The sequence below is a fragment of the Sinomicrobium weinanense genome, from assembly GCF_018863395.1.
GTDB lineage: Bacteria > Bacteroidota > Bacteroidia > Flavobacteriales > Flavobacteriaceae > Sinomicrobium > Sinomicrobium weinanense.
Map to the genome: position 1 here is coordinate 532,741 of NZ_JAHKRR010000004.1, position 18,902 is coordinate 551,642.

General features: G+C 46.2%; 19 protein-coding genes. 6 read left to right on the top strand and 13 right to left on the bottom strand.

Annotated features, from left to right (window positions below):
- Positions 1-26 precede the first annotated feature (26 nt).
- The 3 genes from KN811_RS14575 to KN811_RS14585 all read right to left on the bottom strand — a co-directional run bounded on the left by KN811_RS14575 (position 27) and on the right by KN811_RS14585 (position 4,185).
- Positions 27-2,567, bottom strand: a complete 2,541-nt coding sequence (locus KN811_RS14575; protein ID WP_187964787.1) for a TonB-dependent receptor — start codon at positions 2,565-2,567, stop codon at positions 27-29.
- A complete protein-coding gene (locus KN811_RS14580) occupies positions 2,551-3,465 on the bottom strand; it encodes a FecR family protein (RefSeq protein WP_187964765.1) in 915 nt (304 codons plus the stop codon). Before KN811_RS14580 ends, KN811_RS14575 begins: the two co-directional genes overlap by 17 nt.
- A gap of 207 nt (positions 3,466-3,672) precedes the next feature.
- Complete coding sequence (locus KN811_RS14585) at positions 3,673-4,185, bottom strand: RNA polymerase sigma factor (RefSeq protein WP_187964766.1); 513 nt, start codon at positions 4,183-4,185, stop codon at positions 3,673-3,675.
- A 332-nt stretch (positions 4,186-4,517) separates the two neighbouring features.
- On the opposite strand from KN811_RS14585, the gene KN811_RS14590 reads away from it, so the two are divergent.
- The 4 genes from KN811_RS14590 (at position 4,518) to KN811_RS14605 (ending at position 8,784) form a co-directional block, all read left to right on the top strand.
- Positions 4,518-5,198 (top strand): hypothetical protein, encoded by a 681-nt coding sequence (locus tag KN811_RS14590; protein ID WP_187964767.1) that lies wholly within the window; start codon positions 4,518-4,520, stop codon positions 5,196-5,198.
- Positions 5,199-5,236: 38 nt separating this feature from the next.
- Entirely contained in the window at positions 5,237-6,169 is a 933-nt protein-coding gene (locus KN811_RS14595) for a DUF4382 domain-containing protein (RefSeq protein ID WP_187964768.1), read from the top strand.
- 262 nt (positions 6,170-6,431) lie between these two features.
- The gene (gene ffh / locus KN811_RS14600; RefSeq protein ID WP_187964769.1) at positions 6,432-7,769 is read left to right on the top strand and encodes a signal recognition particle protein; all 1,338 of its coding nucleotides are present in this window, start codon (positions 6,432-6,434) and stop codon (positions 7,767-7,769) included.
- Between the two features lie 121 nt (positions 7,770-7,890).
- The gene (locus KN811_RS14605; protein WP_187964770.1) at positions 7,891-8,784 is read left to right on the top strand and encodes a bifunctional 5,10-methylenetetrahydrofolate dehydrogenase/5,10-methenyltetrahydrofolate cyclohydrolase; all 894 of its coding nucleotides are present in this window, start codon (positions 7,891-7,893) and stop codon (positions 8,782-8,784) included.
- Between the two features lie 122 nt (positions 8,785-8,906).
- Here the strand turns inward: KN811_RS14605 and KN811_RS14610 are convergent, their stop codons facing one another.
- Genes KN811_RS14610 through KN811_RS14620 form a run of 3 tightly spaced genes read right to left on the bottom strand, consistent with a single transcriptional unit; the run spans position 8,907 to position 9,999 of the window.
- Positions 8,907-9,140 (bottom strand): hypothetical protein, encoded by a 234-nt coding sequence (locus KN811_RS14610; protein ID WP_187964771.1) that lies wholly within the window; start codon positions 9,138-9,140, stop codon positions 8,907-8,909.
- Positions 9,130-9,432, bottom strand: coding sequence for a hypothetical protein (locus KN811_RS14615; protein ID WP_187964772.1), 303 nt, complete (start codon positions 9,430-9,432; stop codon positions 9,130-9,132). Before KN811_RS14615 ends, KN811_RS14610 begins: the two co-directional genes overlap by 11 nt.
- Before the next feature lie 3 nt (positions 9,433-9,435).
- Positions 9,436-9,999 carry an RNA polymerase sigma factor gene (locus tag KN811_RS14620; RefSeq protein ID WP_187964773.1) on the bottom strand — a complete coding sequence of 188 codons (564 nt, stop codon included), beginning with the start codon at positions 9,997-9,999 and terminating at the stop codon, positions 9,436-9,438.
- 528 nt (positions 10,000-10,527) lie between these two features.
- Between KN811_RS14620 and sigZ the strand changes: the two genes are divergently transcribed.
- A complete protein-coding gene (sigZ, locus tag KN811_RS14625; protein ID WP_187964774.1) occupies positions 10,528-11,070 on the top strand; it encodes an RNA polymerase sigma factor SigZ in 543 nt (180 codons plus the stop codon).
- Positions 11,071-11,091: 21 nt separating this feature from the next.
- Here the strand turns inward: sigZ and KN811_RS14630 are convergent, their stop codons facing one another.
- The 7 genes from KN811_RS14630 to KN811_RS14660 all read right to left on the bottom strand — a co-directional run bounded on the left by KN811_RS14630 (position 11,092) and on the right by KN811_RS14660 (position 17,575).
- Positions 11,092-11,841, bottom strand: coding sequence for a LytR/AlgR family response regulator transcription factor (locus tag KN811_RS14630; RefSeq protein ID WP_187964775.1), 750 nt, complete (start codon positions 11,839-11,841; stop codon positions 11,092-11,094).
- The gene (locus tag KN811_RS22030; protein ID WP_187964776.1) at positions 11,822-12,865 is read right to left on the bottom strand and encodes a histidine kinase; all 1,044 of its coding nucleotides are present in this window, start codon (positions 12,863-12,865) and stop codon (positions 11,822-11,824) included. The genes KN811_RS14630 and KN811_RS22030 overlap by 20 nt, the downstream gene beginning before the upstream one ends.
- 166 nt (positions 12,866-13,031) lie before the next feature.
- Positions 13,032-14,015, bottom strand: a complete 984-nt coding sequence (locus KN811_RS14640; RefSeq protein ID WP_187964777.1) for an NAD-dependent epimerase/dehydratase family protein — start codon at positions 14,013-14,015, stop codon at positions 13,032-13,034.
- 3 nt (positions 14,016-14,018) lie between these two features.
- On the bottom strand, positions 14,019-14,810 hold the full coding sequence (locus KN811_RS14645; RefSeq protein ID WP_187964778.1) for an SDR family NAD(P)-dependent oxidoreductase: 792 nt from the start codon (positions 14,808-14,810) through the stop codon (positions 14,019-14,021).
- Positions 14,810-15,250 (bottom strand): DUF2062 domain-containing protein, encoded by a 441-nt coding sequence (locus KN811_RS14650; RefSeq protein WP_187964779.1) that lies wholly within the window; start codon positions 15,248-15,250, stop codon positions 14,810-14,812. The genes KN811_RS14645 and KN811_RS14650 overlap by 1 nt, the downstream gene beginning before the upstream one ends.
- 8 nt (positions 15,251-15,258) lie before the next feature.
- Positions 15,259-15,870 carry an SRPBCC family protein gene (locus tag KN811_RS14655; RefSeq protein ID WP_187964780.1) on the bottom strand — a complete coding sequence of 204 codons (612 nt, stop codon included), beginning with the start codon at positions 15,868-15,870 and terminating at the stop codon, positions 15,259-15,261.
- A 343-nt stretch (positions 15,871-16,213) separates the two neighbouring features.
- Complete coding sequence (locus KN811_RS14660; protein WP_187964781.1) at positions 16,214-17,575, bottom strand: hypothetical protein; 1,362 nt, start codon at positions 17,573-17,575, stop codon at positions 16,214-16,216.
- A 215-nt stretch (positions 17,576-17,790) separates the two neighbouring features.
- Between KN811_RS14660 and KN811_RS14665 the strand changes: the two genes are divergently transcribed.
- Complete coding sequence (locus KN811_RS14665) at positions 17,791-18,603, top strand: hypothetical protein (protein WP_187964782.1); 813 nt, start codon at positions 17,791-17,793, stop codon at positions 18,601-18,603.
- The last annotated feature ends 299 nt before the right edge of the window (positions 18,604-18,902 follow it).

Below are 18,902 nucleotides of genomic sequence, written 5' to 3' on the forward strand. Positions count from 1 at the left end.
CCGTCATGGTTTCCGGGGTTTTGTGTTTAAAAGAACACCCGGAACGTCATATTGGGGGTAATGCCCAGCGAAAGGTTCTCCACCTGCTGTACCTCGGTACTCTGATCATTTTCCAGCCGGTAGTAGATGTCGAGGGTGTTCTCTTTGTTGAGTACGTTCAGTATGGCAATCCCCAGGGTAGCCCTTACCTTTTCACTGATGGAAAAATTATAGGTAGAGGAGAGGTCGGCCCTGATAAATTCGGGAAGCCTGTCGCTGTTAGAACTATTGTAATTGATCGTATTCCCGGTCTTTCTTTCTGTAACTTCATTACCTTCCCGGGGGCGTGTATAAGGTTTTCCCGTATGCCAGTTGAGCCCCAGGGCGAGCTTCAGGTTTTTCATGATATAGGTCCCTGCAAAGGACACGGAGTGGCGGATATCGAGATTATTGGGGAAACGGGAAGGATCCAGGTCCCCGAACTCGTAATCGTTTATGGCATAGGTATAGCTCAACCACGTACTGTATTTGCCTGCTTTTTTATTGATCAGGAATTCCAGCCCTTTGGAGGTGTAGTTTCCGGAGGTCCTGAGAAACTGGCCCTGGTTCTGGAACTCCTGTCCCGATGTGGTAATGCCGTCCACTGTTTTGTAAAAGCCCTCCAGGCCCGTGTAAAAGCTCCTTTTGTTGTAATTGATACCGAGAGATATCTGTTTGCTCATGGTTACGGGCAGATCGCTGTTGTTGGCCAGTATCCAGCGTCTTTTTTCCACACCCAGGAAATCGCGCTGCAGGTCGATAACCTGGTTGGTGACCTGGCTTCGCGTTTCTCCCTGAAATTCCACTGCGATATAGCGCGACAGTTTCTGACGGATATTCAGCCGGGGCTCTACGATGAATTTATCGAATTTTCCGATGTAGTTGAGCCGCACTCCCGCCCGGATAAAGGTTTTCTGTTCGGGCGACTGGTAGTTGACCTCCGAGAACAGGGCATGGTTCCGGATCACATCCTTTTGTTTGGTGCGAAACCTGGGGATGTTGATGTCGTCTGTGTTGGTGATGCCTACTTCGTAGAACTGATAGCCGTTGCTCACGTTAAGTGCATTGCTCAGCCTGTAATTCGTGTGTAGTTTTACCCCGCTTTCCAGTACCTCATTATTAAGCAGCAGGCGCTGATCCGTAAAAAGGGTATAGTTGACTGCATCCAGGTCGTACCTGGTGTAATAGCCTGTCAGCAACGATGTGAACCGGTCAGACCACTGGCTTTCTATACTGCCGCCGAAGGCCAGGTTTTGCTGGTCCAGGGAACTTTCTTTAGACTCTGATGTGGAGACAGTGCTTTCGTTGTATAAAAGGCTGTTGTTGAACAGGGTGGCATTGGCCCGTATCTTGTGTTTTTCGTTGGGGTCATAAAGTACTTTAAGGCTGGTATCATAAAAGAAAAAATCCTCTTCCCGCTCAATGTCTTCCGATACTTCCTGGTTGTGAATGTCCGTGATCTTGGAATCCTGGAACACCCTTTGGAAGTACGAATTATAGGTGGGCGAAGAAATAAAATCGGTAGCAGAGCGCCGGGCCGAAAGGTGAACGGCGAGTTTTTTGTTCAACGGTATACGGGCAAAGGCATCCACACTGATGAGGTTAAACCCTGCTCCCCCGGTAAAGCTGTCGTTTACAGTGTTTTCGGAATGCATGTCGATGGTGCCGCTCACCCCGTCGCCATATTGTGCACTGGTTCCGTTTTTAATGACGGAAACATCCCTGGTAAGGTAGGGGTTAAAGGCAGAGATCAGGCCGAAAAAGTGACCGGACTGGTACATTTTTATCCCGTCCCACAGGATGAGGTTCTGATCGTGAGACCCCCCCCGGATATTGATGTTAGATACCGTTTCGTTGATGCTTTCCACTCCAGGAAGGGCCTGTATGGTGTGCAGGATATCGGGTTCTGCAAGCCCCGGGAGGATACCGAATTTTTCCGTGCTGATGCTTACGCTTCCGTCCATTTTCTTTTGAAGCCCGGTAGTGAGGTATTGCTGCACCACTACTTCGTCCAGCCTTTGATATTCGGGATGGAAAAGAAGGCTTTTACAGGGCATGCCCATCCATCCGGCAACCGGAAGATCGATTGTTTTGTAGCCCATCGACCGGAGGTGCAGCACAGCATCTGAAGGAACATTGGGGAAGTGAAAATTACCGAGGCTGTCCGTTACCGTTGCCCGAGTGCTCCCGATGACCTCCACAGTGGCCCCGCTTACAGGTTCGCCGGTGGTGGCATCCTTAAGGCTGATACAGACTTCCCCGCCCTTCCGGGTTATGACGTAATAGCGTTCGTCCAGCTTTTCAAAGACCAGCGCGGTCTGTGCCTCTATTTTGGAAAGGATAAGCGGCAACTGCTCCGAGAGGTTGGGAGTAATAACCCGGTAAGGAGCGATGTCCGCATCGGAATAGGAAAATTTTACATGAAAGCGGTTTTCCAGTACAGGCAGTATCAGCGACAGGGGATCTTTTTTCTGGGCAAACAGGCTGGAGGAAAGGCACAATAACAGAAAACAGGTCAGTAACTTAACCAGTTCAGTCTTTATCGGCATATATAATGATCTCGTCTTTTTTGCCATCCGTGAATTCGTACTTTAGACGGAATGGCAAGGTAATACTTTTTAAGGCGGTTTCTATATCCCGGTTACTAAAACTTCCGGTGAAATGGCGATTCGTCTCCGTATCGGTCCTGATCTTAACGTTGTATTGCCTTTCAAATTCTTTCAGCACCTCGCGGTAAGGCACACTTTTAAACGAACTTTCGTTGCGTATCCACGAAGGTACATTATCGGCAAAGCCTCCTGTTTGGACGACTTCTCCTCCCAGGGCCCTGAATGTATTTCCGGGGGCCAGCCTTGTAGTGTCTTTTTGATAGACCACCTGTATGCTGCCTTCGTAACAGCTCACTTCAAAATAATCCTTGCGGTTTTTTACGTTGAACTGTGTGCCCAGTACAGAAACGGTCCCCAAAGAGGCCTGTACGTCAAAGGCATTGCCCTCAGCTACCTTAAAGAAGCCCTCTCCATCCAGTTTTACCAGTCTTTTTTTATTCCATTTTTTCTCGTTGTAGGTCAGGCTGGAACTTGCATTGAGGGTAACTTCAGACTTGTCCGGAAGTACGACATCCGTTTTCTCTGCATTGGCAGTAGAGATCACCGTATCCCCGTTTCCCAGGAACAGAAAGGATACCAGGATAACCGCAGCGACGGCGGCCACCCCTGCCATCCATTTCCAGGGGCGGAGCGGCACAACTTTAGATGAAGAAGCGCTCTGCTGCTGCTGTATTTTTTGCAAAAGAGTAGCCCGGTCAAAAGCCGGGGCTTCTAACTTGTCGGCATGGGCAATGATCTTCTCGTACAAAGAGAGGTCCTCAGATCTTTTCAGGATCTTGAGCTCTTCTTCGGAGATCTCCCCGCTCAGCCATTTTGCTAAGAGATTATCGTTCTTCATCGTTGGTCTTTAGTTATTTAACAATCTTAAGGGTAAAAACCCTACCCCCGGGAATTTACGAATTGCGATTGACGATTTCAGATTGCGGATTTTTGATTTCATCCTTTAGTTCTTTCATACACCCAAAATACCCTGTCTATCTCCCACTCGCCCCATCCCCGGTAATCAACCCCACACTTCCAACTTCGTACTTCTAACTTCGTACTTTCAAAACCCTTCTATTTCTTTTCTAAGGCTCACCAGGGCCTTGTGTATCCGCTTTTCTACCGCTTTTACCGAAATACCGAGTATTTCCGCTATTTCCGCATATTTTTTTCCGTCTATCCGGTGCAGCAGGAAGGCGGTCCGTTGGGCTTCGCTCAGGTTGGCAATGGCGGTTTGCAGCTTTTCCATGTATTCCTTTTCTTCCAGGACAAATTGCGGGCTTTCACGATCTGTGTCATCCGGTTTTTCCCTCGCATAGCGGAGGACCACTTTTTGATGAGCCACAATATTTAAAAACAGGTTGTTCGCTACGGTGTACAAAAACGACCGGGCTTTCTCAAACGGCACCTTGCTGCAGTTCTTCCACAGCTTTATAAATGACTCCTGAACAATGTCTTCGGCCTCGTAGCTGTCACCGCACTTGTAATAGATAAAGTTCCTCAACGTCTCTGCATGGGAGTTGTACAGGGTGATATACGTTTTTTCGGAACATACCGAACTGTTTTGTTGTGACATACAATTTATAACTAATGGTGAAACAAAGATATTTATTTTAAAAAACTGAAAAAAAACGAAAGGTACCTCCTGTGCACGAGAACGAATGATCCCTGGTAATATTATATGATGCCTATAAAGACATCTCAATGCCAAACTGTTTTTATTTTTCTTCCGGATTTGTACGGGGGAAGAGGTCTGTGTACATTGCAGTAGTATTGTTGTAAAAAAAACGTGTCCTGTAAATGGTTGATGCACGGCCTTTTCCGGGACGAATCCAAAAAAAAGTTAAAATGAGAGGTAGGGTATTTCGAGGTGCACCTGTTTTACATACAAAACGTACTGGAAAAAGCATGAATGATTATACAGGAGGCCTTTGGGTAATAATGATCTCCTTTTTGTTTCTTTCGTGCCAGAGTGAGGTCAATGAAACGATAGGAGAAGACCCGGATGCAGTGATCACTCCCGGTTCGGAAATGGCTATGTGGTTACAGAGGGCCACAGCCAATAATGGAAGTTCTGACGATTTTATGGATGGATACAGTTGCGGGACCGTAAAACTTCCCGTTGCCATTACACTCAACGGAGCCGTACGCATGGTAAATAACCAGAGCGAACTGAAGACCGTAAAGCGGATCGTTGAACAATTGGATATGCCCGTTACCCTGCAATACCCGGTGACTATCATTACCGGAGATTACACTGAGGTGACGGTAAATTCCGAAGCTGAGCTCGAAGTGTTGAGGCAGGCGTGTGGCAGTAATCCGGAAGGCAGGATAGCCTGTGTGAGTTTCCAGTATCCGGTGGAGATGCTTGTTTACAATGCCAACAATCAATCCAACGGCAGTGTAACCATCAATGACGACAGGGAATTTTACCTGTTTATTAAAGAAATAGGTAACCTGCACACCAGTATCAGCTATCCCGTGAAGTTAGATTTTACCACGGGTGGGAAGATAAACATAAATAGCAACAGCGGATTGATAACTGCTATAAGGCAAGCCGGGGAAGTATGCCGGCCCGATGGCGGATAGACAAACGCTTTGATGATAAACGGAAAATGAACAATGTTATGAAAAATCGAGTTTTGAATTTGTTATTGCCCTTGTTACTGGTAGTGTTTGTAGTATCGTGTTCTGACGACGACGATGGAACCGATAACAGGCCTACTGCAAATGCCAAAGTGTATATAACGGATGCTCCTGTGGACAATGCCGGAGTGAAAGGGGCTTTTGTTACCATAACCGATGTAAAGGTCGATGGGGTTTCAGTAGAGAATTTCAATGCTATGACCATAGACCTCATGCAATATCAGAATGGTGACACACAATTACTTGGCGACCTTGAGGTGAAAGCCGGAGGTGATGCCAATGTAACCCTGGTACTGGACTATGAAACAGATGCACAGGGAAATGCTCCCGGCTGTTACATACTTACCGATGTAAAACATGCCCTGGAGTCTGGTAACAATGAAATTACCCTGGACGACGATGTAGATATTATAGCCGAGACCACTAACGAACTTGTAGTGGATTTCGATCTGAGGAAGACCATCCGAAGCAGTGCGGAATCCGAATTTGAATTTGTGTCCGGAGCCACGTTGGAAAATGCTGTCCGCGTAGTGAATAAAGCAGAGACCGCTGAGATTAATGGTAATGTATCCGGCAGGTCGAATGCCGATGGAGACGTGATCGTCGTGTATGCTTATGAGAAAGGGGAATACAGCGATAATGAAGAAAATGAAAACAGTGAGGGGATACGTTTTGCAGGTGCTGTGACCAGTGCTCTGGTAAATGATATGGACGAATACAAACTCACTTTCCTGGAAGAAGGAGAATATGAACTGCACTTTGCGTCTTATTCCCGTAACAGTATTACAGGAAAAGCGGAGTTTCAATCCTCATTAACAGTAGAATCACTGTTGGATTTAAATATTTTGAATTTGAAATTGATGTCCTCGGTTAACTTATCTGTCAATGTTAGGATAACCGGAACGGTCAACTAGTAAAATTTAGGTTGTTTGGATTGGGCTGTCGGGTAGGGGTGCCTGGCAGCCGGGAAAGGAGGCCATTTTGGCCTCTTTTCTTTTTATAGCTGTTCTTCGATGATATACGCTCCTGATACCGAGAGGCAAAAATGTTTAAAATTCACCTTTCTGTCTGGTAGTCTTCCGTTCAAATTCTTAAATTTGCACCTCCCTATCGGTACAGGTGCCGTCAGGGCCGCCGAAATTAAACGGCACTCGTGTAAAAAAGAAGCAGGTAATTATGTTTGACAATTTAAGTGAAAAGCTGGATAAAGCCCTTCACGTCCTCAAGGGGCACGGGCAGATTACGGAGATCAATGTAGCGGAAACCCTGAAAGAGGTAAGGAGAGCACTGCTCGACGCCGACGTTAACTTTAAGATAGCCAAGGAATTTACCAATACGGTCAAGGAAAAAGCCCTGGGGCAGAACGTACTCACTACGCTGCAGCCCGGACAACTTATGGTAAAGCTGGTCAAGGACGAGCTTACCGAACTCATGGGGGGCGATGCCGAAGGCATAGACCTGTCCGGTAACCCGTCCGTGATACTGATGTCAGGATTGCAAGGGTCCGGTAAAACCACTTTTTCCGGCAAACTGGCCAGTTTTCTAAAAAATAAAAAGACCAAAAAACCACTGCTCGTAGCCTGTGACGTGTACCGCCCGGCGGCGATAGACCAGTTGCATGTAGTAGGCGGGCAGATCGGAGTGGAGGTGTATTCCGACAGGGACAATAACGATCCCGTGGCCCTGGCCAAGGCAGGGATTGCACATGCCAGGGCCAATGGCCACAACGTGGTTATTATCGATACCGCAGGTCGCCTGGCCGTGGATGAAGAGATGATGACGGAGATCTCCAATATCCACAAGGCGATCACTCCTCATGAAACCCTGTTTGTCGTAGACGCAATGACCGGTCAGGATGCTGTGAATACAGCCAAGGCCTTTAACGACCGGCTCGATTTTGACGGTGTTATCCTCACCAAGCTCGACGGTGATACCCGGGGCGGGGCAGCCATTTCCATCAAATCGGTGGTGAACAAACCCATTAAGTTTATCGGTACGGGCGAAAAGATGGATGCCATAGATGTGTTCCACCCTTCCCGTATGGCCGACCGTATCCTGGGAATGGGAGACGTGGTTTCCCTGGTAGAACGTGCCCAGGAACAATATGACGAGGAAGAAGCCCGGAAATTACAGAAAAAGATAGCCAAGAACCAGTTCGGTTTTGATGATTTCCTTTCCCAGATACAGCAGATCAAGAAAATGGGAAGCATGAAAGACCTGATGGGCATGATACCCGGAGCAGGCAAGGCCCTGAAAGATGTGGATATCGATGACGACGCCTTTAAGCACATAGAAGCCATTATTCATTCCATGACACCGGAAGAGCGTTCTACCCCGTCTGTGCTGAATGCCACCCGTAAAAAGAGGATAGCCAAAGGGTCGGGAACCTCCGTGCAGGAAATCAACCAGTTGTTGAAACAGTTCAACCAGATGAGCAAGATGATGAAAATGATGCAGGGCGGAGGCGGCCGCAAAATGATGCAGATGATGAGCGGGATGAAAGGGATGAGATAAAGCTAGAAGTTCGAAGTCGGAAGTCAGAAGTAGGGGGCCTGATGAAGAGGAGATTGAATGAGATTGATAAAAACCTGCAACCTGAAACTTGAAACCAGAAACTATAAACCACAAACCATAAATGGAATTACTCGACGGGAAGAAAATATCCAACCAGATCAAGGATGAGATCGCCGCGGAAGTGGCCGAAATGAAGAGAAAAAAGGAAAAAGTACCCCATCTTGCCGCTGTTTTGGTAGGGAACGACGGTGCCAGCCTCACTTATGTGGGCAGTAAGGTAAAAGCGTGCGAAAGAGTAGGGTTCGAATCCACTTTGGTAAAACTTCCCAGCACCATCAGTGAGGTGGAATTGCTGAAAAAGATCAAGGATCTCAATGAAGATAAGGACATCGACGGCTTTATAGTACAGCTCCCCCTGCCCGAGCAGATCGATACCCAGAAAGTACTTATGGCGGTAGACCCTGACAAGGACGTAGATGGTTTTCACCCGGTGAATTTCGGGAAAATGGCCCTGGACATGACCACGTTCATTCCTGCTACCCCTTTCGGGATCCTCGAATTGCTGGAACGCTATAATGTAGAGACCAAAGGAAAACACACCGTGGTTATTGGACGGAGCCATATTGTGGGAAGGCCCATGAGCATCCTCATGGGGAGAAGGGGATTCCCCGGAAACTCAACAGTGACCCTGACACATAGCCATACCAAAAATATTACACAGATCACTTCACAAGCCGATATTATTATTACGGCATTGGGGCAGCCTAATTACCTGAAGGCCGAAATGGTAAAAGACGATGTGGTGGTGATCGATGTGGGAATTACCCGGGTGCCGGACGAATCCTTGTCCAAAGGATATAAGATCACCGGCGATGTGGACTTTGAGAATGTAAGCAAAAAAGCCAGTTATATCACTCCTGTTCCGGGTGGAGTAGGCCCTATGACCATTGCCATGCTGTTGAAAAACACCCTGCTGGCCAGAGAAAGGCATATGACCAACGGGAGGAAGAACTAAGAAACTTCGACGGGGCCTCAAAAGCAATGATTTTCTCGTCACCCTGAACTTTTACCCTGAGTACAAGCAATCAGCATGACGGTTAACAAGGTTTTTGAGCCCCCCTTTTTAATGATATCAGGCTATACCAATGCTACGCAACGGTTATTTTGACGCTCCAGTATCTGTTCTACTTCAACTTCCGTAATACCACAGGAAACGACCCGCAGGATATTATCCACGTCTTCGAGATCGAAATTGGCCTGTTTTACTCCCTCGTGGAGCAGCAGGGCCTCCAGGATGGCATTGGCCTCTCTGGTGGAGTTTATGCTGGTGGCAAAGACCAGTACTTCTAACGGGGCAGTTCTATTGTTCATTGCTATCGGTTTGACGGTTACACATTTTTTCTTGCCATTTTTCACGGAATCCGGATTTCCATCGATGCTTCATGTGACGTGGAGGGCCGTATCCCCGTCTGTATCTCCAGCCGCTTCCCAGGAATAACAGCTTACACAGCAGTAATACCCCCAGGGTTTGCAGGAAAGTGAGCGTAGTGATACCGAATATCATGGGCATGAGCCAGTTCCACAGCTGCATCACTACAAAGACATAAAGGGTAATAACAGCCAGTTTTAAGATTACGAATCCTGTGATTTTCAATGCTTTCATGGGTCAATCGTTTAATTCGTTATACAATAATTGCAGTTCTTTTTTGAGCCGTATCACGGCATATCTTTTTCTGGACAACACGGTGTTGACAGACACTTTTTGTCTTTTGGCGATCTCTGCTACGGGTATTCCCTCCAGTTCGTGGAGCGCAAAGGCATCCTGTTGCTCTTTCGGGAGCATTTCCAGGGTATATTCCAGAATCCGGTATACTTCTTCCTGCCACAGTTCGGTTTCCTGGTGTGCCGGAATGTGTTCCTGTAACCAATCGAAAATGCTGTTTTCGTTCTCCTCGTCATTCGAAGGCCTTGTGAGGTCAGAGGCAGGGGTAGGTTTCTTTTTACGGATAAAATCAATGGCTTTGAACCTTGCTGTGCTGTAAAGCCATGAAGTGATCTTGTCCATGTCCTTGATCTCCTCAAAACCCAGCACCAGGTTGTAAAAGACATCCTGAACAATATCCTTTGCATCTTCCCGGTTGGGGATCCACTGTCTCAGAAAATAGATCAACCTGCCTTCTTCTGATAAAGTTACCCGTTCTATGACACTATTTTTTGCCTGTTGATCCATGCAGTGGAAATGCGTTATACTTATATAGTCGGAATACCGGATGAAATATTTTACAGATAGGTGATTTTTTTTGCATTTTATTATGAATTGGCATTTCCCCTTGCTGAAAAATGAATATAAAATGCGTCTTTTTACGTGATGTTCCGTCTTAATAAATGTAACTTAAAATTCATTATTATGAAAACAACAGCTCGTTGCGAATGCCAGTGTGCGTCTTGTAAAGAAGGGAACTGTTCTGACTGTACCTGTAAGAATTGTAACTGTGCCCATTGTGAGTGTTAATGTTTGGTTTTGATCTTGCGATTTTCCCAAACCTTAATCGAAAAACGATAATTCTGTCAATGACATGTTTTATTCTGTGGTTCTCTGTGGAACCTCTGAGCAACTTTGTGTAATAACTATTTCACAGAGATACACAGAGGTTTCACAGAGTTTCGCAAAGATTTGATCATGGGCTTAATGTCATTACAATTTATGCGGTTACTTAAATGTTATCTCTTGCAGTGACGCTTTTTGTATATTCGTATTATGGAAACAGCAGAGGTGTGGAAACAATTTTCAGAAGGGGTAAGGGGATATATCCGTAACAGGATAAACGACCCGGAAACAGTGGAGGACCTGTTGCAGGAAGTCTTTGCCAAAGTTCATATCAACCTGCACAAGGTGCAGAACGAAGCCCGTGTAAAAGCCTGGGTGTATACGATTGCCCGCAATGCGGTAACGGACCATTACAGAAAGAGGGATCACCCTGTTCTCCTTCCGAAAGAAAGAGCCATTGCCGATATGGAAGAAGAAAAAGAAGAATTAACGGCGAAAGACTGTCTTTTACCACTTATTCACAACTTGCCCGAAGCGTACCGGAGGGCCATGCTCCTCAGTGAGATCGAGGGCCGGAAACAGGCAGAGGTTGCCGAAATACTCCAAATCTCGCTTTCTGGGGCCAAATCCCGCATACAAAGAGGGCGCAGGCTTTTGCAGTACGGCTATATGGACTGCTGCAATTACAAACTCAACGAAGACGGATATCTTGTGGGAGAGCACCAGGAAGACTGCAAGGTCTGTAATTCGTGATTTATGTTAGACAGACATGGATCATTGATCCAGCCATGCCTTAAAATATTTAACGCGGTCCCTGCTCACAATGATATTTTCCCGCTCGCCGACGTTCAATGTCAATTTCAGGCGATTGCTGAACCATTGCTTTATAGAACCTATGGCAGAAATATTCAGGATAAACTTCCTGTTCACCTGGAAGAATACCGAAGCATCCAGCTCCTGGGCCAGCTTGTTTACCGAAGGATCCACAATGTGCTTTTCTCCCGAAAAGGTATAGGCTGTGGTAAGCCTGCTCTCCGATTTAAAATAGGCAATCTCCCCGGTATTTACAGACCTGTATTGATCTCCCAGCTTTATCAGCAACCGGTTCCTGATCGTGTTCGGGCTCAGCGCTGCCCTGAGCATTTCCTTTTCCGGAGGCCGGAACGCACCTTTCAGGCGTTCCAGTTTGCGGAGTGCCCGGGCAATATCTTCAGGGCCGTAGGGTTTGACGATGTAATCTATGCTGTTCAGGGCAAAAGATCTCAGGGCATAATTGCTGTATGCGGTAGTAAATATTATAGGAGCTGTGACTTCTACCCGGTCGAATATCTGAAAGCAGTTGCCATCGGTCAGTTCGATGTCCTGGAAAACCAGGTCGGGCATTTTATGGGTACGGAACCAATGAATGGCAGCTTCGTTAGACTCAAGTATGGCGGCGATCCGGATGGTGTCGTCATATTGCGTCAGGAGGTCGCATAAGCGATTAGCCGTATGTGTTTCATCTTCAATGACCAATATTCTCATCACTGTTGTTTTTGAAAATAATAGGCAGTTTTACCACAAAATCTCCTGCAACTACACCATAATCGATATTTTTCCCGCACAACAGGTAAAACCGTTTTGACAAATTAATGAGCCCCACTCCGGTAGAGGCATGGGATGGTTTGCCCGGATTGAGGTTATTGCTGACATAAATAAAGTCCTGATCGTTGTATAGCCTGATCTCCAGGGGATGGGTTTTGTTATGGCTGTTGTGTTTAATAGAATTTTCCGTAAGTACTTGCAGGGTCCCCGGTGGTACTATAACGTGTTCTCTTATCTCGAGGTGGTTTGTGAGCCTTATAGCATCGCCGAATCGGGTATGGATCAAAAAGAAATAATTGTTTACGAAATCCAGTTCTTCCTCAAGGCTGACATACATTTGGTCGTTCCGGTCTATGGAAAAGCGCAGTATCCTGGACAGCTTCAGGATAAAGTCGGAAGCCAGGTCGGCATCTTTGTATACAAGTGAAGAGAGCACGCTGAGGCTGTTAAACAGAAAATGGGGTTCTATCTGGGCTTTTAACAGCTTGTAATGGGCTATGGCATTTTCCTTTTTCAACTTTTCGGCAAGAAGCTGGTTTTCCTTGACGGTCAGTTCGGTCTGGAAATATTCGTAAAAACTGAGGGCGGACATAAAGAGGACGAGTACCCCCAGGATAAGCACCGGGTTGAAATATCCTATGTTTCCCCAGTCCGTTCTGAAATAGTGAACATCGACATAACGGTAAACGATATTGGTTATTAAAGCAAAAAGATAACCGTAACCCAGGCAGAAAAACAGGTATACGAGGGGTTGCTTTCGGGGGGTAAACCATTTCTTTTTCAGGAAATCCAGTATATACAGGCACAACATCCACAGGCTGATAACAAAGATGGAAAAATAGATGCCCCTGCGGGTAAAGGCGAAAAAGTGGTGAAAGGTTTCGTCTCCCCATTTTATAATAAGGTGCAACCCGTAAATGAGAAGCAGCCGGGCAAAAAAAGTATGTAGGGCTTTGTTTTTCACTTACGGTGCCATTGAATGTTTAAAATTAAGGTTTATTATTTAGCGTGTGGCAAAACTCAATTTTGGAGGCAAAAGGTTGAAGGAGATTGAAACGCTTTTAAATCAATCTCCCGATAGCATCGGGATTCAATCTTCTTCAATCTTTCAATACCACCAGGTTCAGTATTTAAAAATATCCTTCACTTTTAAACCAGTTTACAGCGTTGTTTATGGATTCATTGATGTCCGTATCCCGCATGTTCAGATGTTTCCGGGCTTTTGCGTTGCTGAAATAATTGTCCAGGGACAGCATTCTTACATGGGTTTTCAGCAAACGGAGCCTTTTGGAGGGAAAGATACGGTGAGCCAGGCCAAAGGCGGTTTTTGTAAATCCGGGAATGGGTATGAGCCACTTGCGTTGCCCTGCCACATCCAGCACTTTTTTAAAATAGGCTTTATAAGACAGGTTGGTGCCCGAAAGCAGGTAGCATTCTCCCGTTCTGCCCAGGGTCAGGGCGTTGACGGTGGCGATGGCCGCGGCACGGACGTCGACAAAACTTTTGCCTCCCTTCGGGTAGAACAGCACCTTTTTCTTTAGTGCATACAACATCAATGCACCGCTGGACGGCCTGGTATCATAAGGGCCGGTCATAAAAGTAGGGGCTACCACCACGGCAGGAAAACTGTTTTTACGGGCCTTGTCCAGTACATATTTTTGGGCCAGGTACTTGCTGTAAGCATAACCGGAGTCCTTTAACCAGTTCATAAAGCCCGATTCTTCGTTTCCCGGGTCACTTATGGTCCCGTTGGTAAAGCAGTTGGCCGTGCTTACCAGTACAAAGCGCCGGATGTGGTGTTGCTCACAGGCCCGGACCAGGAGCTCGGTAGAGGTGAAATTGGCCTTTTTATAAGGGGTGAAGTCTGTGGTGTTCTGGGAAGTCATGGAGGCACAATGGATCACGTAGTCTGCCTTTTTTACTGCCAAAGTTACATCGTCCGTATTGTGGAGCTCGCCGCGGCAGATGGTACAATTCAGTCCGTTCAGGGCACTGATATTGCTTGCGGGCCTTACCATGGCGATCACCCTGAATCCCCTTTGCAGCAATACCCTCGCGATATGATTGCCCAGAAAACCGTTTGCACCTGTTACCAATACCGTTTTTTCCGTCATCTTTTATTGTCTTAACTCGTGTTGTAATTTGCTGCTTAATATCTTTAACTGGAATTTTACAGGCATCAGCCGTTGGAGGATAGAGCTGAACCTGTTCATTTTCCCGGGAATGATGATCGATTCTTTTTGAAGTAATTTTTTCATACAAATGGCTGCGGTGGTTTCGGCAGACAAAATGGTAGACCGGATAAACCTTCCATGCGAATTTATCCGGTTGGTAGTATCGCTGTTGGTAGGCATTCCCCCGGGATGTGCTACGGCCACGTGAATGTTGCTATCTTTCAGTTCTGCATTGAGCCCCCGGGAAAAGGAATAGACAAAAGCCTTGGAAGCGGGGTAGACAGTTTTATAGGGCATAGGGGAGAAAGCGGCCAGGCTGGAAATGTTCAGAATGTAGGATTCTTTCTGTTTTTTAAGTATGGGGAGCAACTGGTGGGTAAGGACCACCAGCGAACGCATGTTCAGAAACAGAATATCGTCAATATAAGCAAGGGAGGCATCCGTAAACCTTTTGGTCCCGCCTGTCCCTGCATTATTGATCAGAATATCAATGCTGTATTTCTTTATGCGATTGACGGTTTTCGATACATTCTCCGCTTTGGTCAGATCTGTTTCATAACAGATAATATGAACATAATATCGGGACATAAGGTCTTCTGCAATACTATGCATATGCTCACCTGGCAACGAGACGAGAATGAGGTTTCGCCCCAGTTTGGCACACACTTCGGCCAGAGCTTTTCCCAATCCCTGGCTGGCGCCTGTGATGACTGTAAATGTGTTTTGATTATGCATTAGCAACGTGATTTTTTTCTAAACCAGAGCAGGACCACATAGTAACTGGCCCATGCACAAAAAATACCGGTAATACACCCGCCTGCCAGCAAGGAATACAATACGTTTTTCCCCGAGGACCACAAGATATGTAAAAGATCTGTGCCGATCTTGTCCGGGAAGACAAAATCGGAAGATAATCCCAGGACTGTTTTTCCCAGCCAGTAATTGAATGTAAAAATAAATGTCCCGGTGAACAGGTTGGTATTAAAAACGGCCAGGCAGGCAGCTTTCTTATTGACTTTCATACAGGATGCAATGCCCAGGGATATAAACATTTGTAGCCCCGGCACGGGCATCATGCCAATAAAAGAGCCGATGGCAAACCCCTTTGCAATCTGCTCCGGACTGCCTTTAAGAGCGAAAATTTTTGTTTTTAATATAGTTAAAACCCTGCTCATATAAAAGTTTACCGGACTTGTTTTCTCAATTTTTCAACAGACGCTATCAGTTTGGCCTGTACCACAGGGTCTGTGAAAGCTCTCGGAAAATCAGGTTCATCTTCCGTAATGGCCCGATGGACCACCTTTGTTCTTCCGTCGGGGACCGGAATAAACTTCCATGTGGCCTGGTAAGACATGATCCGCTTTATATGTTGCCATTCCGGCCTGGCCTTTGGTGTACTGTTCATTTTTATGATGGAGGCATTTCTGGTGACCGTCAGTTCGTTTCGGGTAATGAGGTCCCTGGAGCGAAATGGCCAGGGAAGGCGAAATTGTATATAGGTCTGCCATTGTGTTGGAGAATTTAATTGTATGTCGCAGTCGTGTGCCGTTACAGACCATTGCAGGAATTTTTCGGCATTTGTGAATTGCTCTATAAGCGTGGCGATATCCGAATGTATCATAAATACGGCTTCCATTTCCCTTGCCTTCCTTCCGTCCGGGATACTGACCCACCGGTAGCTGATGGTAATGTCTTTTTCATCCCTGGCCATTTTCCATTCCGTAGCCGGCTCCTGCGGATATCCTGCTTCGAAAAGGAAGAACATAAAAAATAAGGAAGTCCCTAACTGTTTCATCGGGTTTGTATTAGAGCGTAAATGTATATACAGCGGGCAACGCTGCAATGGAGATTCTTCCCGGAGGCAGTATTTTGTGCTGATCGGAATAAAACGGGACCTGAACGGTATGATCGTGATTTGTGGTTCTGATATTATGGCACGATCGGTTGTTGTGGTTTACTGTTTCGGAAAGTGCTGTCTAAATCACCTGTATTGTAATAAGGAATAATTATGCCAAAAGTGTAATGGTCTTTATTTTAGTCGGTTATGGTGGTTTTGAGATGTGGTTACTGTACGGTTTCAGCACATGTTGTGTCCGTTAATGACACATTATTGTTTTGATAGATTAACCCAGAGATCCCTAAGACCCCTGGACCTTCAGGACAAAGGCCGTAGTGTCTACCTCTACCCGGTACATCTGTTTGTTAAGGACTTTTATCGATTGTTTAAACAGACCTTCGGTGATACTGTCCTTTTCTCTTGCCGCCATATAGAATTTACAGGAGGGTGAGCCATGTTTTATCCGGGATAGCATCATGGCCATTCCCGGGAGTGATCTGGTAATTGATTTGGCAATCGGAACGGTATCGTAAAGGGGGGCTTTCCAGGTGAGGTCCAGGACCGGGTAGTCACTGCTGTCGATCTCTTTGGCAGCGTAAGCGGGTTTTATCCTGTGTTCGGGATCGTAGATCCTGAAGAATACCGCTTTGTCCGTACTGTCTGTAATATTCCACGGTGCGGGTTTTAGTTCCCGGATATTCTTCTGGCCGGTGATGAGTACCAGCGGAAGTTTTAACGAATCCGGGTTGCGGATAAAGGCCCTCAGATCATTAACGGCATTGTTGTATTGGAATGCCGGGATCCCCAAAGGGTTGTCATAGCGAACCGGCGGGAGCAGGGTGAGTTTCGCATCCATATCATTGGTATAGAGAAAAAGCCTTCCTTCCGTTTTTAGTTTTTCATTTACGATGTGTTTTGCTTCCTTCAGGTAAGTATCGTGCAACTCCTTGTTGTCCTGCATTATTTTGATAAAATCGGGATCTTTCTGCTTAAACCAGTCATCGCCACAGGTACGGGCCAGGGCAAGCAATCCGAATGCAAGTCCGAGAGGGATGGTCCACACCCCTTTGTTATTTCGGCGGATTACCTTTTTGATCTGCCTGTCGGGAGTTTCGTCCTGAACCCCCGTTTCTTCTGTGGTCTTTTCTATTCCGGATGTTCCCCGGGTTTCGGGAAGCTCTTCGCGTTCTTCTCCATGGACTTTTTCGAGCCTTTGAGATAGCTCCAGGATAAAGCCTTCAAAGATTTCGGCGTCTTCCGGTTTATTGTACTTACTGCCTTCCCTGGTGAGGAACCAGGCCAGTTTTTTGCCGGATCTCAATCTCATCTTTAACGAAGGCGGCGGTGCTCCCAGCGGACCGAAATTGTATATTTTTACAATATCGGCATATGCTACCCTCCCGTAATGTTTTGAAGTAAATCCCGTGTCGTCGGTTGTGATGATATCTTTGGCCTTACCGTGTTTAATAAAAAAATAAAGGCCGGTTCCTATGGGGACGAAAAGGGTAAGGATAATAAGTATCGTACCCAAGGTTGTAGAATCTATAAACTTCACGACATCCGATGCTATAAATAAAGATACACCGGCAATAGCCCCGAGGAACCCAAAGAGTAAGTATCTGGAAGACTTTCCATTCTGAAAATTAAAAGAATATCTGTTCATTCCCTGTTCAATAAAAGTAAATAGTTGAGGTGCCCAATCCTGTATGAATGCAGGTTTTTGTAGCACAAACCACAAAAGTACGATCTTGAGTTACAATAACGAAATAGTGGAAAACCGGGATTTCTTTGGGTTACAGGTATTCCATTGCAGTTGTGTATTATTCGAAAAAGGAATAATTTTAGCCCGTGGATAACTGTGACCATAAAGGAAATAATTTGTGTAAAACCGTTAAAACGACGGTTCTCTTCCGTTTTTTTGTCCGGGTACCCCTGCTCTTGCCGTTACTTTTCCTGGCCGTTTTAGGATGCAGTTCTGAAAACACCATTCCCGATATTTACGTAGACCAGATTTCTGAAACCTTCATGGACGGGGAAAATGCTGTCCGGAAACAATATCGCGATAATGTGGAAATATGCAGATCGCTTGGTAAAAAGGTCAGCGGACTTTCGGAAGAGGAGGTGAAGAAACTGGGGGTAAGGCGTTATCAACTCGCCATTACTGCACAGCAGGTTGCCTTTCGCAAAGAATCCTGGGGATACCGTGCAACCGGGCATTATTACAACCCGGGAGAATGCCGGTTTACCCTTGTATATTCTGGTGAGCTTACGGTTAAGGTCCCGGGTAAAACCGTGATATACGACCTGGCAGAGAAAACCGTCACCGAAGAAGAACAGGGTATTCCTGAAGCCTTCGGGCTTCCTTTCCGGCCCTTGGCCGAAACTCCGGACACCGAAGAAATGGAACCAGAAGATGCTTTGAACGCCGAAAGGTCTGAAGGAGAGATCGAGGGGCAGCCCACTGTACGGTGGACATACCCGGACGGTAGCATAGAAGTACTCTGGTCCGGTGGAAGGAAATGGGGGTTCAGTGAAATGCCGTCCGATGAAAGGTTTGCCGCCCCGGGAAGTATGATACTGGAAAAAGAAACGAAAAAGGAAAAGTATACCGTAAAATTAAAAACCCGTCGTTTTACCGTGGGGACTCCCATAGATCAGGGGCCTTTTACCATACCGGAAGCCGGGCCCTGACCTGTGTACATCTCCGTTAAAGAGGCTCCATTGCAAAATCCCAGTTTTCAGGGATTGTGGTTTCGAAAACACCATGTTACATTTGTATTTCTGTCTGCTATACCAGCGATGGAGTATGTCTAATATAACCCTGGTTCGACATAAGAATAATTTTTTATCATCAGGTCGGGAGCTGCGACGCAGGAGCAGTGTATCAAGACCTTGCGTTCAAGCACTTCTCGATACGGTATTTTAATACACTTGGGTGTTCTGAACTACCACCTACTCGAAGTGACGTCTTTGGACTATTGATTTATGTT

Coding starts and splice junctions, on each gene's coding strand:
- KN811_RS14660 (WP_187964781.1), bottom strand. CDS start 17,575: ATGAACAGATATTCTTTTAATTTTCAGAATGGAAAGTCTTCCAGATAC.
- KN811_RS14605 (WP_187964770.1), top strand. CDS start 7,891: ATGGAATTACTCGACGGGAAGAAAATATCCAACCAGATCAAGGATGAG.
- ffh (WP_187964769.1), top strand. CDS start 6,432: ATGTTTGACAATTTAAGTGAAAAGCTGGATAAAGCCCTTCACGTCCTC.
- KN811_RS14585 (WP_187964766.1), bottom strand. CDS start 4,185: ATGTCACAACAAAACAGTTCGGTATGTTCCGAAAAAACGTATATCACC.
- KN811_RS14575 (WP_187964787.1), bottom strand. CDS start 2,567: ATGCCGATAAAGACTGAACTGGTTAAGTTACTGACCTGTTTTCTGTTA.
- KN811_RS14620 (WP_187964773.1), bottom strand. CDS start 9,999: ATGGATCAACAGGCAAAAAATAGTGTCATAGAACGGGTAACTTTATCA.
- KN811_RS14645 (WP_187964778.1), bottom strand. CDS start 14,810: ATGCATAATCAAAACACATTTACAGTCATCACAGGCGCCAGCCAGGGA.
- KN811_RS14655 (WP_187964780.1), bottom strand. CDS start 15,870: ATGAAACAGTTAGGGACTTCCTTATTTTTTATGTTCTTCCTTTTCGAA.
- KN811_RS14610 (WP_187964771.1), bottom strand. CDS start 9,140: ATGAACAATAGAACTGCCCCGTTAGAAGTACTGGTCTTTGCCACCAGC.
- sigZ (WP_187964774.1), top strand. CDS start 10,528: ATGGAAACAGCAGAGGTGTGGAAACAATTTTCAGAAGGGGTAAGGGGA.
- KN811_RS14580 (WP_187964765.1), bottom strand. CDS start 3,465: ATGAAGAACGATAATCTCTTAGCAAAATGGCTGAGCGGGGAGATCTCC.
- KN811_RS14615 (WP_187964772.1), bottom strand. CDS start 9,432: ATGAAAGCATTGAAAATCACAGGATTCGTAATCTTAAAACTGGCTGTT.
- KN811_RS14650 (WP_187964779.1), bottom strand. CDS start 15,250: ATGAGCAGGGTTTTAACTATATTAAAAACAAAAATTTTCGCTCTTAAA.
- KN811_RS14595 (WP_187964768.1), top strand. CDS start 5,237: ATGAAAAATCGAGTTTTGAATTTGTTATTGCCCTTGTTACTGGTAGTG.
- KN811_RS14590 (WP_187964767.1), top strand. CDS start 4,518: ATGAATGATTATACAGGAGGCCTTTGGGTAATAATGATCTCCTTTTTG.
- KN811_RS14640 (WP_187964777.1), bottom strand. CDS start 14,015: ATGACGGAAAAAACGGTATTGGTAACAGGTGCAAACGGTTTTCTGGGC.
- KN811_RS14630 (WP_187964775.1), bottom strand. CDS start 11,841: ATGAGAATATTGGTCATTGAAGATGAAACACATACGGCTAATCGCTTA.